The sequence below is a fragment of the Pseudomonas sp. 05N36 genome (genome assembly GCF_056397385.1).
Genome location: NZ_JBFTNH010000031.1, coordinates 21,922 through 37,761, shown reverse-complemented (window position 1 = coordinate 37,761; position 15,840 = coordinate 21,922). Strand labels below are relative to the sequence as shown.

16 protein-coding genes are annotated in these 15,840 nt (G+C 59.5%); 7 read left to right on the top strand and 9 right to left on the bottom strand.

What is annotated here, in order from left to right:
- Positions 1-22: 22 nt before the first annotated feature.
- The 3 genes from AC1DIH_RS26935 to AC1DIH_RS26925 all read right to left on the bottom strand — a co-directional run bounded on the left by AC1DIH_RS26935 (position 23) and on the right by AC1DIH_RS26925 (position 2,007).
- The gene (locus AC1DIH_RS26935) at positions 23-616 is read right to left on the bottom strand and encodes a cytochrome b/b6 domain-containing protein (protein ID WP_477773913.1); all 594 of its coding nucleotides are present in this window, start codon (positions 614-616) and stop codon (positions 23-25) included.
- Positions 617-837: 221 nt separating this feature from the next.
- Positions 838-1,272, bottom strand: coding sequence for a DUF1801 domain-containing protein (locus AC1DIH_RS26930; RefSeq protein ID WP_477773912.1), 435 nt, complete (start codon positions 1,270-1,272; stop codon positions 838-840).
- 21 nt (positions 1,273-1,293) lie between these two features.
- Entirely contained in the window at positions 1,294-2,007 is a 714-nt protein-coding gene (locus AC1DIH_RS26925; RefSeq protein ID WP_477773911.1) for an SAM-dependent methyltransferase, read from the bottom strand.
- Between the two features lie 423 nt (positions 2,008-2,430).
- On the opposite strand from AC1DIH_RS26925, the gene ppnN reads away from it, so the two are divergent.
- Positions 2,431-3,804 carry a nucleotide 5'-monophosphate nucleosidase PpnN gene (gene ppnN, locus AC1DIH_RS26920; RefSeq protein ID WP_477773910.1) on the top strand — a complete coding sequence of 458 codons (1,374 nt, stop codon included), beginning with the start codon at positions 2,431-2,433 and terminating at the stop codon, positions 3,802-3,804.
- Positions 3,805-3,902: 98 nt separating this feature from the next.
- Positions 3,903-4,463: a histidine phosphatase family protein gene (locus tag AC1DIH_RS26915; protein WP_477773909.1), complete on the top strand. Its 561-nt coding sequence runs from the start codon at positions 3,903-3,905 to the stop codon at positions 4,461-4,463.
- 10 nt (positions 4,464-4,473) lie between these two features.
- Here AC1DIH_RS26915 and AC1DIH_RS26910 read toward each other — a convergent pair whose 3' ends face one another.
- Positions 4,474-5,385: a pyridoxal-phosphate dependent enzyme gene (locus AC1DIH_RS26910; protein ID WP_477773908.1), complete on the bottom strand. Its 912-nt coding sequence runs from the start codon at positions 5,383-5,385 to the stop codon at positions 4,474-4,476.
- 142 nt (positions 5,386-5,527) lie between these two features.
- Positions 5,528-5,869, bottom strand: coding sequence for a DUF190 domain-containing protein (locus tag AC1DIH_RS26905; protein ID WP_427542923.1), 342 nt, complete (start codon positions 5,867-5,869; stop codon positions 5,528-5,530).
- 262 nt (positions 5,870-6,131) lie between these two features.
- On the opposite strand from AC1DIH_RS26905, the gene AC1DIH_RS26900 reads away from it, so the two are divergent.
- Positions 6,132-6,482: a DUF3303 domain-containing protein gene (locus tag AC1DIH_RS26900; RefSeq protein ID WP_477773907.1), complete on the top strand. Its 351-nt coding sequence runs from the start codon at positions 6,132-6,134 to the stop codon at positions 6,480-6,482.
- On the opposite strand, the gene AC1DIH_RS26895 is transcribed toward AC1DIH_RS26900, so the two are convergent.
- Positions 6,439-7,227 carry an ABC transporter substrate-binding protein gene (locus AC1DIH_RS26895; protein WP_477773906.1) on the bottom strand — a complete coding sequence of 263 codons (789 nt, stop codon included), beginning with the start codon at positions 7,225-7,227 and terminating at the stop codon, positions 6,439-6,441. The genes AC1DIH_RS26900 and AC1DIH_RS26895 overlap by 44 nt on opposite strands.
- A gap of 80 nt (positions 7,228-7,307) precedes the next feature.
- A complete protein-coding gene (locus AC1DIH_RS26890) occupies positions 7,308-8,477 on the bottom strand; it encodes a M20 aminoacylase family protein (protein ID WP_477773905.1) in 1,170 nt (389 codons plus the stop codon).
- A 105-nt stretch (positions 8,478-8,582) separates the two neighbouring features.
- Between AC1DIH_RS26890 and AC1DIH_RS26885 the strand changes: the two genes are divergently transcribed.
- Positions 8,583-9,572, top strand: coding sequence for a LysR family transcriptional regulator (locus AC1DIH_RS26885; protein ID WP_477773904.1), 990 nt, complete (start codon positions 8,583-8,585; stop codon positions 9,570-9,572).
- Positions 9,573-9,589: 17 nt separating this feature from the next.
- On the opposite strand, the gene AC1DIH_RS26880 is transcribed toward AC1DIH_RS26885, so the two are convergent.
- Positions 9,590-10,300 carry a FadR/GntR family transcriptional regulator gene (locus AC1DIH_RS26880; protein ID WP_477773903.1) on the bottom strand — a complete coding sequence of 237 codons (711 nt, stop codon included), beginning with the start codon at positions 10,298-10,300 and terminating at the stop codon, positions 9,590-9,592.
- Between the two features lie 560 nt (positions 10,301-10,860).
- Here AC1DIH_RS26880 and AC1DIH_RS26875 point away from each other — a divergent pair.
- From AC1DIH_RS26875 to AC1DIH_RS26865, 3 genes are all read left to right on the top strand, one after another.
- Positions 10,861-12,219 (top strand): MFS transporter, encoded by a 1,359-nt coding sequence (locus AC1DIH_RS26875; RefSeq protein ID WP_477773902.1) that lies wholly within the window; start codon positions 10,861-10,863, stop codon positions 12,217-12,219.
- 38 nt (positions 12,220-12,257) lie between these two features.
- Positions 12,258-13,607: a glucarate dehydratase gene (gudD, locus tag AC1DIH_RS26870; protein ID WP_477773901.1), complete on the top strand. Its 1,350-nt coding sequence runs from the start codon at positions 12,258-12,260 to the stop codon at positions 13,605-13,607.
- 234 nt (positions 13,608-13,841) lie between these two features.
- The gene (locus AC1DIH_RS26865) at positions 13,842-14,696 is read left to right on the top strand and encodes a glycosyltransferase family protein (RefSeq protein ID WP_477773900.1); all 855 of its coding nucleotides are present in this window, start codon (positions 13,842-13,844) and stop codon (positions 14,694-14,696) included.
- Between the two features lie 596 nt (positions 14,697-15,292).
- Here the strand turns inward: AC1DIH_RS26865 and thpR are convergent.
- Positions 15,293-15,838, bottom strand: a complete 546-nt coding sequence (gene thpR / locus AC1DIH_RS26860) for an RNA 2',3'-cyclic phosphodiesterase (RefSeq protein WP_477773899.1) — start codon at positions 15,836-15,838, stop codon at positions 15,293-15,295.
- Positions 15,839-15,840 lie beyond the last annotated feature (2 nt).

Here is a 15,840-nt window from a genome sequence, read left to right as displayed (position 1 = left end):
TTCCAGTCGTTCTGTTCATGAGTTAGCGCCCACGCAGCATGGCAATCAGGGTGCGTGGCACAAGGGCCACCATCACCAGATGCACCACGGTAAAAGCGACCAGCAACGCCATGCAGACAAAATGCACGATGCGCGCCGAGTCATAGCCGCCCATCAACTCCCTCAGTAACGGAAACTGCACGGACTTCCAGATCACCAGCCCCGACAGCATCAGCACGATGAGGTCGAGCACGGCAAACAGGTAGGCGAGCTTTTGCAGGGTGTTGTAGTGCCGCAAGTCCGCATGGGCGAGCTTGCCTTTGAGGGCGGCGAGAAAATCATGCAGGACTTCGCGGGGAGGTATGGGGAAGAACTTGTAGGCGATGCGCCCGGAAAAGATATTCAGCAGCAGGTAGACAATACCGTTGATGAACAGTACCCACATCGCCGCAAAGTGCCACAGCAGCGCACCGGCCAACCAACCGCCCAAGGTGATACCGGCAGGAATCTGAAAGGAAAAAATTGGCGCGGCGTTATAGATGCGCCAGCCGCTCATCACCAGGATGACCACGGCGATGACGTTGATCCAGTGGGTCAACCGTAGCCAGATCGGGTGAATAGTTTGCGAACTACTCATGATGCCTGCCCTGCCGGCAACGCGCCGGTAAAATCCCCCCCGACCACCACGACGTGTGTTGGCTCAATCCCCCATGGTTAACCGGCAACTCAAATGGAGTCGCAAACAGCGCCGCCCTGGCGATGTATCTAGCAAGACTAGCAGCGACTTACAGACGCCGTTTTAGATTATTCGCCTGGGCACTTTGTGCAGATGAGCACAGCCTGATCCCGGAGGGCCGCTCATCCAGCCGATTTGGCGCGAGCGCCCGCCCGCACCGACGTGTTGAGCGCCACGGCGGCATGGATGAGCGCCGTCAGCGCCTTTTCATCAAGCCTCTCGCCTTCGTGGATATCAATGGCACGCCGGGTGTTGCCTTCGAGGCTGGAGTTGAAGAGACCTGAAGGGTCCTCCAGCGAGGCGCCCTTGGCGAAAGTCATCTTCACGACCTGCTTGTACGTCTCACCGGTGCAGATGATTCCGCCGCACGACCATACCGGCACCCCTCTCCACTTCCACTCCTCGACCACGTCAGGAACGGCCTGCTTGATCAGCGCCCGGACCCGAGCAAGCGTTTCACCGCGCCAATCTCCCAGTTCCTGGATTCTCGCTTGTATCAGTTGAGAGGCAGTGCCTTCCCCCTCGCCTTCATGTGCGCCGACCTTTTCCTTCTTCATGATGGTTGTCGCCCTCTTTCTTCACGTTTTCCGGACCAGCCACGCGCCCCAGAATAGACTGGAAAAGAAGCGCGTGGCGTCTCCAAATCCCGTGTCGTGCAGCAACTGTTGAACCGCTGCTTCTGAGTGAGGTGGGTCAGCGCCTTGAAGAATTTTATCCAGCTTGGCTTTGACTTCATCGGGACGGGCACCCTGCTGTCTCCAGCGTTGCGCCCAGGCGTCGAGCAGTAGAGGCTGGCTGGCATAAGCATAATGATTCCCCGCCAGAATCAACGGCGCACCAGGCTTGAGGCGGTCCTGAACCGATCTCAGTAGATGGCGCTTGGCATCGTCTCCGTCCAGATGATGAAGCACGCCGATCACCGTGGCCGCATCGTACCGCTCGCTCGAAGGCAGGTCGTCGAGTGTCCCGAGATGGATGTCCGTTCTTTCCAGCAAATCGTTCGCCAGCAACTGCTGCGTTGCTGCCGCCAACATAGGCGCTGACGGATCGACGGCGGTAAAGCGCCAGTTCGCTTCCAGCGCTGCCATCGCCAGAATTTCCTGGGCGGTGCCACCCGCGCCGACCACCAGTACCTTCACTGAACTGATACCTGCGAGACTTGCCGCCAGCATGCAGGCAGACAAGTCGTGGCAAGCGTCATATCCCGCCAAGGCAATGCGGCTTTGCTGTGCGTATTCATTCGCGCGCGACGTATCAAATTTTTCAGAAGCATTGAGCGGGGATGATTTCAAGGCGATTCTCCATGTGGCCTCGAATCAAGCTACTCCACACAAAACCATAATAAAAATTCATTAATTTTATAAACCGCATTCCCTCAAGGAATAAACATATAAGCCCTAACGCGATCTGTAGCAGCTGCCGAAGGCGGCGTTCGGCAGCTGCTACAAAGAATGCCTCATGGCTGAAATGGCTCAGGCGCTCTACCCACATTCATCCGGCAACTGAAAAACCTGCAATTGCCCACTCGCCAGGAATCCTGTTTCATGGCCATCCGTTTCATCATGAAACGAACGATCCGGCGCGCACCGGCCATGATGTTTGCATTCATGCCCGGTCGCCGGAGAAGATGAAAGCAGCACGATCGCTCTGGCACTGACTATCCTGATGCTACTGAGCCTGTCGGGCTCGATAACATCGTTCTCAGGGAATATCGAATGACCGCAAGACAAGTTATCAATGCTTCGGTGAGCCCAAAAGGCAGCCTGGAGACGCTGTCCCAACGCGAAGTTCAGCAACTGAGCGCCGCCGGATCAGGCAGCATCTACTCTCTCTTCCGCCAGTGCGCCCTGGCCATCCTCAATACCGGCGCCCATGTCGACAACGCCAAGACCATTCTGGAAGCCTATCGGGACTTCGAGATTCGCATTCATCAGCAGGATCGCGGTGTCCGCCTGGAGCTGCTCAACGCACCCGCAGACGCCTTCGTCGATGGCGAAATGATCGCCAGCACCCGCGAGATGCTGTTCAGCGCCCTGCGCGACATCGTTTATACCGAGAACGAACTGGACAGCCAGCGCATCGACCTGAGCTCGTCCCAAGGCATCAGCGACTACGTCTTCCACCTGCTGCGCAACGCCCGCACCCTGCGTGCCGGCGTGGAACCGAAAATCGTCGTGTGCTGGGGCGGTCACTCGATCAGCTCCGAGGAATATCAATACACCAAGAAAGTCGGCCACGAACTGGGCCTGCGCAGTCTGGATGTGTGCACCGGCTGCGGGCCTGGGGTGATGAAAGGCCCGATGAAGGGCGCGACCATTTCCCATGCCAAACAACGAATCACCCACGGCCGTTACCTGGGGCTGACGGAGCCCGGGATTATTGCGGCCGAAGCGCCGAACCCGATCGTCAATGAACTGGTGATCCTGCCGGACATCGAGAAGCGCCTGGAGGCGTTCGTCCGCGTCGGCCACGGCATCATCATTTTCCCGGGCGGCGCCGGTACTGCCGAAGAGTTCCTCTACCTGCTCGGGATCCTGATGCACCCGGACAACCGCGACCTGCCCTTCCCGGTGATCCTGACCGGGCCGAAGAGCGCGGAGCCGTACTTGCAGCAGTTGCACGCGTTCGTGGGCGCCACGCTGGGCGAAGAAGCCCAGAGCCACTACGAGATCATCATCGACGACCCGGCCCAGGTGGCCCGGCAGATGACTAAAGGGCTCAAGGCCGTCAAGCAGTTCCGCCGCGAGCGCAACGATGCGTTCCATTTCAACTGGCTGCTGAAGATCGACGAAGGCTTCCAGCGCCCGTTCGATCCAACCCACGAAAACATGGCCAGCCTGCAACTGCGCCGCGACCTGCCACCGCACGAACTGGCGGCGAACCTGCGCCGAGCGTTTTCCGGCATTGTTGCCGGTAACGTCAAGGACAAGGGCATTCGCCTGATCGAGAAACACGGTCCTTACAAGATCCACGGCGACGCAGCGGTCATGCAGCCGCTGGACAAACTGCTGAAAGCGTTTGTCGCACAACACCGGATGAAACTGCCCGGTGGCGCAGAGTATGTGCCCTGCTATCAGGTCATCAGCTAAAAACACCCTCGCGTCGACAGGCCCGGAACCGTGCGGTTCCGGGTCTTTCTTCCCTTTTCGCGATACGTCTCCCTCCAACACAGCCTGAGTGATTTCCAGTGCAGAGCACCCGTTTGACCCTGATCTGTCACGCCCGGACAGCGGCCCAGAAACTGGCGCGCTTTGCCGAGGATGAATCAGTGGACATGGACTGGCAGAACGCAAAAGGCTCATTGGCCAAGCGTTTCAAACGAGCGCCACGCCTGCTCAGCGCACCGGAAGCCCGGACCCGAGAGACCGCCGCGCTGTTTGGCGCGGACATGGAAATTGTCCCGGCCCTGCGCGATTGTGATTTGGGTCGCTGGAAGGGGCTGCGGATCAATGACCTGCAACGAGACGAACCCGAGGCACTGCACGCCTGGCTGAGCGACAGCACCCATGCTGTGCATGGCGGTGAATCGGTGGCCCAACTGTGCGAGCGGATCGCTGCGTGGCTGGAGACCCTGGGCAGCCAGCCCGGGCATCTCCTTGCGGTCACTCACCCGTTCGTGATTCGGGCCGCGCTGATGCACGTGATGCAATGCCCGCTCGCGCTGTTCAACACGATTGACGTCGAACCGCTGGCCGCCGTCGAACTACGCTACAACGGCCGTTGGCGACTGCGCCTGACGCCAGCCTGAACCCGTGACCTCAAAGGTTCTGCCAGCCGGCAACCTTCTGCGCACTGATGCTGATCCCGCCACACACGATAATCACTACATCATGGGCACCGGCAATCGCCGGGTGATCCAGATACGCGACGGCCAGCGAAACACCGCACGCCGGCTCCACCAGTTGACGCAGGTCATCGGCATAACGGACGACGCCCATGATGGCCTCGGCATCCGTCAGCACGACACACGTGTGCGGGAAGTGCTGGATGTGCTCAACCGGCCATTGCGCAACTTGCAGCGCCCCGAGTGAGCTGGCAATGCTGCTGATTTCAGAGAGTTTGACCGGATGCCCGGCCTTGACCGCGGCGTCGAATGACGCTGCGCCTTCAGTTTCACAGGCGATGATCCGGCAATCCAGCCGGGCGTGGCGCTCCAGTCCGGTGAGGATCCCGGCCAGCAAACCACCGCCACCCACCGACGCCACGATCGCGTCGACCTGAGGGCAGTCCTGCAGAATTTCATCGATCATCGTGCTGTGCCCTTCCCACAGCGTCGGGTGGTCGAACGCCGGCACGTATTCGGTATCGGGCGCCTTGGCGAGTTCCTGCGCCAACTGGTTGGCCTCGTCCCACACCTGACCGTGCACGATCACTTGCGCCCCGGTTTTGGCGATTCGCGCCCGGGTACTTTCCGGGGTGGTGTTCGGCACGATGATGCTCGCTTCCAGCCCCAACGCCGCGGCGGCCACCGCCGTCGCATAACCGGCATTGCCGCCGGAAGGACAGACTACTTTCTTCATGCCCTGCTCGGCCGCACGGGTACAGAGCAGGCCCATGCCGCGCAGCTTGAATGAACCGCTGGGTTGCAGGTTTTCCAGCTTGAGCCAGATGCGCCGGCTGGGCGTCGAGAGCCCCGGATGGAGTATCAACGGTGTTCTGATATGCAGCATCGTGTGGGCATCCTGATCAAAAAAAACGAATAAATGGACAGCCGGTATAGGCGCTGGCAAAGGCACGTTCGAAGAATGCCCCCAGGACCGGACTATACCGCTGAGTTTAGACGTCGGCGCCTTCCTGGCTCGGCCAGCATTATCAACCCTCGTGGCCGGACGGCTCGGCCCTTTTACCCACGATTCCGAATTCAACCGGTGCCTTGATGTAAAACAAGGCAATGTCTTCGGCCTCGAGCCGCTCGAACAGGCGGGTGCACTCTTCTTCGGTAATCGCCAGGCGGATCTCGGCGGGCTGATCGCCCATCTCGAAGAAATGCGCGGAATGCAGTTTCCCGGAATGCCCGAAGCCTTCGATACCGGTTGCCAGAGTGGCCCCGTGCAGGCCCATTTCCTTTGCCAGATCGATGAGCCAGTCACCGAGCATTTTTCCGTGATGACGGCGGTTCTGCTGAGTAAAGAAAATCACCAGAAAACCTTGCATGGCGGATCTCCTCTTCAATGGCCTCGATGACCCAACATAAACCTGCCTTGCCGAATAGTGTAGTGCCCGGGATTTGTTGCTGAGGCGCTAAAGAAGATCAGCGGTCATACGCCGCATTCAGCAGGCTGCTATGCCTTCTCATGGGAGCTGTCGATCAAGTCAGCCGAGGGAGGCGCTGAAAACAGATGCGTGGCCAGGGTCGCGGCACCCACCTTGTGCGCGCAGAGAAAAACCGGTGCCAGCCCCTGACAGGAGGTGGCAGATGCTCTACATCGTCAGTTGGTCAATCACTCCGGAACGTCGTAATAGCGCGATCGAACGTTTTCTCAAAACAGGTGGAGCCCCACCCGCAGGCGTCACCATGCTGGGACGCTGGCATGCCGTAGGACGCATGACCGGTTTTGGTGTGGCAGAGGCCAGTGATGTCACACTGATACAGAAATGGGTGCTCGAATGGAGCGACCCTCGCGATGACGGTTTTACATTCGGCATCAATGTCGACTGTCACACCGCTATCGCGAGCAGGCTCGCTCCCACATTAGATCTTTGTTGTTTCGAATCGAGCGGGTTTACTTCGCGCCGTATATATCGAAGTCAAAGTACTTTTTGTTGATCTTCGCGTACGTGCCGTTGGCGAGAATGGCTGCCAGGGCCTTGTTCAGGTCTTCGCGCAGTTCAACGTCACTCTTGCGCACGCCGATACCGTCACCGACGCCGAAGAACTCCGGATTGTCCAGGGTGCCGCCGGCAAACTCGTAGTCCTTGCCCACCGGTTTATCCAGAAACCCGTAGCTGGCCTGAATCGAGCCCTGCAACGACGCATCGAGGCGCCCGACCACGAGGTCGGCGTAGACCTGGTCCTGATTCTGATAAGAAAGAATCTCTACCCCCTGCTTGCCCCAGACCGCTTTTGCAAAAGCCTCCTGGGTCGAGCCCTGCTCCACGCCGATGCGTTTGCCTTTGAGCGACTCGACGGTCGGCTGCAGGTCCGATCCGCGCTTGATCACCAAGCGAGCCGGCGCGTTGGATACCTTGTCACTAAACGCAATCTGTTCCTGACGCTTGGGGGTGACGGTCATCGACGACGCGATAGCGTCGAACTTGCGCGCCAGCAGCCCTGGAATCATCCCGTCCCAGCTGCTTTCAACCCAGACGCATTTAGCGTGCAACTCTGCACACAGCGCGTCGGCGATGTCGACGCCAAAGCCGGTCAGCGTGCCATCCTGGTTTTTGTATTCCAGCGGTGGGTACGTCGGGTCAATCCCCAACCTCAACACTTTGCCGGACCAGTCGGCCGCACCGGCCAGGCCGGATGCCGTCATGAAAACCAGTGAAACCGCCGCGATCATCTTATTCATTGTTATTGTCCTCCAGGGGTTCGCCGAGTCGGGTTACCGACCGTTTTTTGTATAACCGTGATGTTCAAAAAGCGTGCGCCTCAACGCAGAAAACCCTCGGCCAACTTCACCCAATAGCTCGCGCCGATTGGCAGGCAGGCATCATTGAAGTCGTAACCGGGATTGTGCAGCAAACAGCTGCCATCGCCCTGGCCATTGCCGATCACCAGGTAGCTGCCGGGGCATTGTTCCAGGATGAACGCGAAATCCTCGCTGGCGGTGAAGGGCCGCAGGTCTTCGATCAGTTGCCCTTCTCCCAGCCACTCCCGTGCGACCTGACGGGCGAACGCGGTTTGCTCCGGATCGTTGATCAGCACCGGATGGCAACGGTAATAATCGATCTCGGCCCGCGCGCCGAAACTCGCCGCCTGGCCGTTGACCAGCTCGGTAATCCTGCGTTCGAGCAACTGGCGAACCTCAGGCGTCAAGGCGCGTACGCTCAGGATCATTTCGGCAGACGCGGGAATCACATTCGAAACGTTCCCGGCATGAATCGAGCCGACCGTGATGATCGCCGTTTCCTGCGGATTGACGTTGCGCGAGACGATGCTTTGCAGGGCGATCACGATCGACGCGCAGACCACCACCGGGTCGACCGCCTTGTGCGGCACCGCGCCATGGCCACCGGTGCCGATGATGTTGATCGTGACGGTATCGGCAGAGGCCATGAACGGCCCGCTGTAAAATCCCAACTGCCCGGCGGGATAGCCCGGTATGTTGTGCATGGCAAAAATCGCATCACACGGGAAGCGTTCGAACAGCCCGTCCTCGAGCATCTTCTTCGCACCGCCCAGCCCTTCTTCGGCCGGCTGGAACACCAGATTCAGCGTGCCGTTGAATTCCCGCGTTTGCGCCAGGTATTTGGCCGCCGCGAGCAAGGTTGCGGTATGACCGTCGTGGCCACAGGCGTGCATCACGCCGTCGATCCGGCTGGCATAAGGCAACCCGGTGGCTTCCTGAATCGGCAGCGCATCCATGTCTGCGCGCAGCCCGAGGGATCGGCCCTCGCCATTTTTCAAGGTCCCGACCACGCCGGTCTTACCCACGCCGGTGCTGACGTCATATCCCCACTGCGTCAAACACTGCGCCACCAGCTCACTGGTGCTGAACTCTTCAAAGCCAAGTTCGGGGTACGCGTGAATACGCTGACGCAGGGTGATCATTTCATCCTGCAGCGCAGCGACTCCTGGCAGGACGTGGCCAGCATTCATGGGTGTGCTCCTCGATAAGAATATTCAGCTGCCGGCGATTCAACCTGGGCGCTGTCGGGTCGATCTTAGGGAATGGGCCGTAGGCTGGGGAGGCGCAGTTTGGTTATGATGACAACCAACAGTTGTCACCACGGTGAGCAGATGAAACTGCATCAATTACAAGCCCTGATTGCCAGCGCCGAGACCGGCAGCATCCGCGCCGCCGCGCGCTCGCTGGACATCTCCCAGGCCGCGGTGACCAAAGCCCTGCGCGAGCTGGAAACCGAACAACAGTTGCCGCTGTTCGTCAGAACCCCCAGCGGCCTGAACTTCACCGAGTTCGGCAAGGTGCTGCTGACGCACGCACGGCTGGTGCTCAAGCAACTGGAGCATGCGCAGACCGAACTCGATCACCTGCGCGGCAAGGCCCAGGGGCGCCTCTGCGTCGGGGTCACGCCTTGGGTCGCGCTGACCTTCCTGCCCGAAGTGGTCCTGGCTTTTCGGGCGCGCATGCCGGAGATTCATCTGGAGTTGTTCGAAAGCCTGATGGCGGTGGCCCAGCCACTGCTGCGCGACGGCAGCATGGATTTCGCCATCGGCCAGCTTCACCCGGCACAAGCGACCGCGGAATTTGCCTGCGAAACCCTGCTCGAATACCAGACCTCGGTGCTGGTTCGCCAAGGTCATCCGCGGCAGAACGCCCGGTCGATTCACGAGCTGCTGGACCAGGACTGGACCCTGAACTACGCGCCAGACGGCCACGATGCGCTGATGCAGGAGCTGTTCTGGAGGCACAACGCGCAGATCGACGAAAAGCGCATCGTGCGCGCCCATTCACTGGCGATCCTGCAAATGATGCTGGAACGGGCCGACATGTGTACCTGGGGCCCGACCATCCTCAGCACCGCCTCGCCCTTCCTCGGCCGATTGGTGTCCGTGAACCTGATCGAGCAGTTCGAACCGCGGCAGCTGAGCATCGTCACTCGCCGCAACGGCTCGTTGAGCAATCCGGCGCTGTGTTTTACCGATTGCCTGCTACAGGTGATTCGACGCCATGCGCGTTCGGCGAAGAAGGAAGACCGGCAGCTGTTTGATACGCTGCGATTGCTGGTTTGAGGTGACCCAGCACCGCGTCACTCAACCGCCATACGCTCCAGGCTGTTGCTCAAATGCAGCAGCATGGCCGCTCTGGCCGCGTCGGGGTCCTGCCGGCGAATCGCATTGAAGATCGCTTCGTGCTCCAGACTGGCGGATTGACCCAGCTTCATCAGGTCGGTGTCTCCCCGCTCCTGCGCGTTGATCCGCGTGCGCGGTATGACCGAGTTACCGAGGTGATAGATGATGTCGGTGAAGTATGTATTCCCGGTGGCTTCGGCAATCAGTCGGTGAAAACGCATGTCGGGCTCAACGCTGCTGTCGTTATTGGCCAACGAGTTCTGATAGTCGTCCAGTGCCTGGCGCATCCGGGCGAGCTGATCTTCGGTTCGGCGTTTCGCCGCCAGGGCCGCGGCTTGTGTCTCCAACCCCAGGCGAAGTTCGAGAATCCCCCGCACGCTGATGGCGGTGTCGCTGTTCAGGCGAAACCCCTGATGCGAGTCACGCTCCAGAGCGAACGTTCCCACACCATGCCGGGTTTCAACCAGACCGGACGCCTGCAACTTGGAGATAGCCTCGCGAACCACCGTACGACTGACGCCGTGCTCCCGAACAATCGCGGATTCGGAGGGCAGTTTTTCACCCGGTGCGATCTGCCCAAGCAGGATGCGTTGAGTCAGCTCGGCAACAATGTCGTGCGCCAGGCCTGGCGCACGCTTGCGGCCTGAACCGCTGGATTCGTTTTGCATGTGGTCCGACCCGTTCAAAGGAGGCTCCAGAATACTACTACCGTCGATCAATGGACTGCCCTTGCCTCAATGTCGGCCAATCAAGCGATGTCAGGCTCGGCACATTCCTGTAGCAGCTGGCGAAGCCTGCGTTCGGTCGCGCAGCGGTCGTAAAATCAGACACCACGTTTTTTCAGGTTAACCGTGGAGGCAGGATTTACGACCGCTTCGCAGCCGAACGCAGGCTTCGCCAGCTGCTACAGGGGATGTGTTGATTTTGCGCTTCAACATGTCAGACAACATAGCTGTTTCAGCCATTTTATTCGACTACCTCGTTTGCATGACGAGCGAAATGCTCATCTTGAAAAACTGAATCCCTGAGTCAAAATCGAGCCTTAACCGCCTAAAACACCTCAATTTCATCTATTTAAATCTTACAAACCAATTTTTTATAGCCATTTGGTCGCAAGTCTCGTATTGCGACTCAAAAATCTCACTTGTATGATGACTGGCAACTTAAGTCGCAAAACAACGCTGCAGCACCACACCCGCATAACAATAATCAGTGGGAGTCATGAACCGTGAGCAACTCAAGCGCTGCACCTGCCGCCTCGCCGGACAATCCTGTCCTGGCGCGCGCCATTTCGAAAGTGAAGAGCCATGTGCTCCCGCTCTTCGTCATCATGTTCATCGTCAATTACATCGACCGCGTCAACATCGGTTTCGTCCGTACCCACATGGAACACGACCTGGGCATCGGTGCCGCGGCTTACGGGCTCGGTGCAGGTTTGTTCTTCATTGGTTATGCACTGTTCGAAGTGCCCTCCAACATGCTGCTGCAAAAGGTCGGGGCGCGTATCTGGCTGACCCGGATCATGTTCACCTGGGGCATCACCGCCACGCTGATGGCCTTCATCCAGAACGAAACCCACTTCTACATCTTGCGATTTCTGCTGGGTGTGGCCGAAGCCGGGTTCTTCCCTGGCGTCATCTACTACTTCACTCGCTGGTTGCCCGGCGTCGAGCGCGGTAAAGCCATCGCGATCTTCCTCAGTGGCTCGGCATTCGCCTCGCTGATCTCCGGCCCGCTGTCCGGCATGCTGCTGCAAATCAACGGTCTGGGCATGCATGGCTGGCAATGGATGTACATCATCGAAGGCATGGCGTCGGTGTTCCTGTGCTTCTTTGTCTGGTTCTGGCTGGACTCCAAACCGCATGACGCCAAGTGGCTGAGCCGCGAAGAGCAAGATGCGCTGGTGGGCGAAATCGACCGCGAACAACGTGAGCGCGACGCCGCCCACACGGTCAAGCCGACCTTGGGCAAGTTGCTCAAGGATCGTCAGATCATGCTGTTTTGCGCGCTGTACTTCTGCATTCAGCTGACGATCTACGCCGCCACGTTCTGGCTGCCCAGCATCATCAAGAAGATGGGCGACCTCAGCGACATTCAGGTGGGTTTCTACAACTCGATTCCTTGGCTGATTTCGATTGTCGCCATGTATGCCTTCGCCGCACTGTCGGGCAAGTTCAAGTTCCAGCAGGCCTGGGTTGCCGCTGCGCTATTGATCGCCGCCGCGGGTATGTTCCTCTCGACCACAGGTGGGCCGATCTTTGCGTTTATCGCCATCTGCTTTGCAGCGATCGGTTTCAAGTCAGCCTCTTCGCTGTTCTGGCCGATTCCCCAGGGCTACCTCGATGCCCGGATCGCTGCTGCGGTCATCGCCCTGATCAACTCCATCGGCAACCTCGGCGGCTTCGTCGCGCCCACCACCTTCGGCTTTCTGGAGCAAACCACCGGCTCCATTCAGGGCGGGCTGTATGGCCTGGCGGGCACCTCGATCATTGCTGCGCTGCTGGTGTTTTTCGCCAAGACCAAACCCACGGTAACGGACACCGCCAACACGGACATTCACCAACCCGTGCTCGGTAAATCGCACTGATCGGCGCTTGGCTCGAACTGACAAGACAGGAATTGAACATGAACACTGAACACCTGCACCACACCGGCAAAGCCCCGCTGATCACCAGCCTCCAGGTCATCCCGGTTGCCGGCCATGACAGCATGCTGATGAACCTCAGCGGCGCCCATGGCCCGTTCTTCACCCGCAATATCGTCATTCTCAAGGACAGCACCGGCAATGTCGGCGTCGGTGAAGTCCCCGGTGGCGAGCGCATTCGTGAAACGCTGGAAGACGCCCGCAACCTGGTGGTCGGGCAACCGATCGGGAACTACCAACGCATCCTCAACGCCATGCGCAGTGCGTTCGCGGCCCGCGATTCGGCCGGTCGCGGCCTGCAAACCTTTGACTTGCGCATCACCATTCATGCGGTGACCGCCATGGAGGCGGCCTTGCTGGATTTGCTCGGTCAGTTCCTTGAAGTCCCGGTGGCGGCCTTGCTCGGTGAAGGCCAGCAACGCGACGCGGTGAAGATGCTCGGCTATCTGTTCTACATTGGCGACCGTCACCAGACCGATCTGGCGTACCGCAGCGAACCCGACGCGGATGACTGGTTCCGCTTGCGCCACGAACAGGCGATGACGCCTGAAGCCATCGTGCGCCTGGCCGAGGCCGCCAAGGCCAAATACGGTTTCAACGACTTCAAGCTCAAGGGCGGTGTGTTGCGCGGCGAGGAGGAGATCCAGGCCGTCACTGCCTTGGCCGAGCGCTTCCCGGATGCGCGCATCACCCTTGATCCGAATGGCGCTTGGTCGCTTAAAGAAGCCATCCGTTTGTGCCGCGATCAGCATCACGTTCTCGCTTACGCCGAAGACCCATGCGGCGCAGAAAACGGTTATTCCGGCCGCGAGGTGATGGCCGAATTTCGTCGCGCCACCGGTCTGCCGACGGCGACCAACATGATCGCCACCGACTGGCGCGAAATGGGCCATGCCATCCAGTTGCAATCGGTGGACATTCCATTGGCCGATCCGCACTTCTGGACGATGCAAGGCTCGGTGCGCGTGGCGCAGATGTGTCATGAGTGGGGACTGACCTGGGGTTCTCACTCCAACAACCACTTCGACATTTCACTGGCGATGTTCACCCAGGTCGCGGCGGCTGCACCCGGCGAGATCACCGCAATCGACACCCACTGGATCTGGCAGGACGGGCAACGCCTGACCAAGGAGCCGCTGCAAATCGTCGACGGTCACATCAAGGTTCCAGCCAGGCCCGGCCTGGGCGTCGACATCGACATGGACGCCGTCGCCAAGGCCCACGAACTCTACAAAGGCATGGGCCTCGGTGCGCGCGACGACAGTGTGGCGATGCAATTCATGATTCCCGGCTGGACGTTCGATAACAAAAAGCCCTGCCTGGTGCGCTGAGTTTCGGCGGCTACGCAACGTGATGCCTTGAAGCAAGCGAGGACAGGTTCATGGCCCTGTCAGCACCTGTCCTCGTCCCCTCTCGAATAGATCTATCCCCCCGCCGCCCCCGCTCATCTGGATCAGAAACAACCCTGTCAAAAAATTTATCCAGCCGAGAACAGGCCGAAAGTTTGACCTCTCTAGGATGAGCGCACGCCTGAAGTTCAGGCAGCATTCGAGGCTAAATAACCTATGACGCGCCCACTTTCGACCAAGGCCAACTACAGCATCGTGTTGGTGAACTACAAATCGCTTGAACTGACCAGGACCTGCCTGCAACTGCTGCGCAAGCATGTGCAAGCGGCTGGCGTGCCGGTGTTTGTGGTGGACAACTATTCGAACGATGCGAGCAGCGAATACCTGCGCACGCTGGACTGGATCAACCTGATCGAGCGTAAAAGCAACGCCCCTGAAGCGGGGAGTTTTGCTCATGGCCGGGCCCTGGACCTTGCCCTGGAGCAGGTTGAAACCGAGTACCTGTTTTTGTTGCACACCGATACATTCATTTACGACCCGGCGGTGTTCAGCCTGATGCTCAGCCAGTGCGCTGGCCCACAGGAAGTGGCGGCGGTCGGCTGCCTGGAACAGCTGAACCGAGGTGTAGCCCGAACGGCCTGGCGCCTGACATCACGATTTTTCAAGCACTACACCCGGCGCAGCTTGCTGGCCCTGGGGTTGAATGCCAAGGCACCGAAACCGTTCAGGGAAGTTCACTTGAAAAGCTTCTGCACCCTGTGGAACGTGCGCCTGGTTAAACAGCACGGCCTGCGCTTTCAAATGGATGGGCGCAATCCCGGTTACGAACTGCAAGATCGAATGGCGGCGCTGAACTACAAGATCGGCTTCATTTCGCCACGCACGATTTTCCGTTATCTGGACCATATTCAGAGCGGGACGGTTTCAGCAATGGGCGGTTATGCGAATAGTCATCGCAGGGTCAAGGTGTACAACCAATTGACCGGACAGCGAGCATTCAAGGCTGATGCATTGCAGACAAATGGCTATGTGGGATCGTTCAAGCAAGCGCGGTCTCCCGCTGTGGTTTGATGCCGGCTTCCAAAAGATCGCAGCCTGCGGCAGCTCCACAGATATCACCCACCACAACGAAGTGATACGCCCGCCCCACCACTCAACAGGCCGAGCGTTAGCTCGCCTGCCGCTTTTGATCTTGATCCACCCGCCCCTATCGGGAGGCCGAGTGGAGGTGTTCATCAGGGGGTGGGCGCGCAGCGCCGTACGGCGCAGCCGGACACATCAAGAGGAGGTCGTCGCGAAGCAGACCGTAGGCGATGCCCCCTGATGGACACCGGAGCGAGGGGACGCCGAGCCTAGGCGAGGTGCCGTACGCTTGGGGCGAAGCCTTTTGGTTCCTTTTTGGCGTTTGAAAAAGGGACTCGCCGCAAGGGCGAAACCCTAAGCGGCCGTTACCGCAGGAATGGATATGTACACCTGCGGGAGATTGGTCGGCTATCAGGCCGCCTTCGCGAGCAGGCTCGCTCCCACAGTTGGACTGTGTACATCTGTGGGAGATGGGTCGGCTGTCAGGCCGCCATCGCGGGCAAGCCCGGCTCCCACAGTGGATTGGTGTATATCTGCGGGAGCTGGGTCGGCTGTCGGGCCGCCAAGGTCAAAAGATCCTGGGCCTACGGCGTCAGAGGCCATTCGGCCAGCGCCCGATAGCGGCCTTTATGCGATTCGAACAGCGTAAAATGCCCGGCACTCAGATGAAAGTCCGGGGGCGTTGCAGATTCCGGGACCGGCTCCCGAAAGTCGCGCATCAAGGTCAAATGAGGACGATATTCCCGGGGCGCGTCGGCAAACCCAAGCGGCAGCATCGCCTGTTGCAAGGCATACACCAACTGACGCAATGGCAACGACGTCTGCGTTGGCATGAGCAACAAAACACCGGCACGGCGCCAGGCATCCAGGTGGTCGAGAGAGACCGTCAAGCGCTCGCCCGGCGTTCGGACGTGCGCGGCAGCCGCGCAGATATCCGGAATCTGCGTCACCGCCACAGCCCCCAGAAACATCAGCGTCAGGTGAAAATTTTCCGCTGGCACCGGGCGGCCGCTGTTAAGCCGCAGAGCGCTTCGCCATTGGGCAATCTCTCGACGTTGCGCAGTGGCGCAGGGCAGCGCGAAAAACAACCGCTTGAACGGCTCACCCTGCTCGCGCGGTTCAGTGTTCATGC

Coding starts and splice junctions, on each gene's coding strand:
- AC1DIH_RS26935 (WP_477773913.1), bottom strand. CDS start 616: ATGAGTAGTTCGCAAACTATTCACCCGATCTGGCTACGGTTGACCCAC.
- AC1DIH_RS26930 (WP_477773912.1), bottom strand. CDS start 1,272: ATGAAGAAGGAAAAGGTCGGCGCACATGAAGGCGAGGGGGAAGGCACT.
- ppnN (WP_477773910.1), top strand. CDS start 2,431: ATGACCGCAAGACAAGTTATCAATGCTTCGGTGAGCCCAAAAGGCAGC.
- AC1DIH_RS26910 (WP_477773908.1), bottom strand. CDS start 5,385: ATGCTGCATATCAGAACACCGTTGATACTCCATCCGGGGCTCTCGACG.
- AC1DIH_RS26905 (WP_427542923.1), bottom strand. CDS start 5,869: ATGCAAGGTTTTCTGGTGATTTTCTTTACTCAGCAGAACCGCCGTCAT.
- AC1DIH_RS26900 (WP_477773907.1), top strand. CDS start 6,132: ATGCTCTACATCGTCAGTTGGTCAATCACTCCGGAACGTCGTAATAGC.
- AC1DIH_RS26895 (WP_477773906.1), bottom strand. CDS start 7,227: ATGAATAAGATGATCGCGGCGGTTTCACTGGTTTTCATGACGGCATCC.
- AC1DIH_RS26890 (WP_477773905.1), bottom strand. CDS start 8,477: ATGAATGCTGGCCACGTCCTGCCAGGAGTCGCTGCGCTGCAGGATGAA.
- AC1DIH_RS26885 (WP_477773904.1), top strand. CDS start 8,583: ATGATGACAACCAACAGTTGTCACCACGGTGAGCAGATGAAACTGCAT.
- AC1DIH_RS26880 (WP_477773903.1), bottom strand. CDS start 10,300: ATGCAAAACGAATCCAGCGGTTCAGGCCGCAAGCGTGCGCCAGGCCTG.
- gudD (WP_477773901.1), top strand. CDS start 12,258: ATGAACACTGAACACCTGCACCACACCGGCAAAGCCCCGCTGATCACC.
- AC1DIH_RS26865 (WP_477773900.1), top strand. CDS start 13,842: ATGACGCGCCCACTTTCGACCAAGGCCAACTACAGCATCGTGTTGGTG.
- thpR (WP_477773899.1), bottom strand. CDS start 15,838: ATGAACACTGAACCGCGCGAGCAGGGTGAGCCGTTCAAGCGGTTGTTT.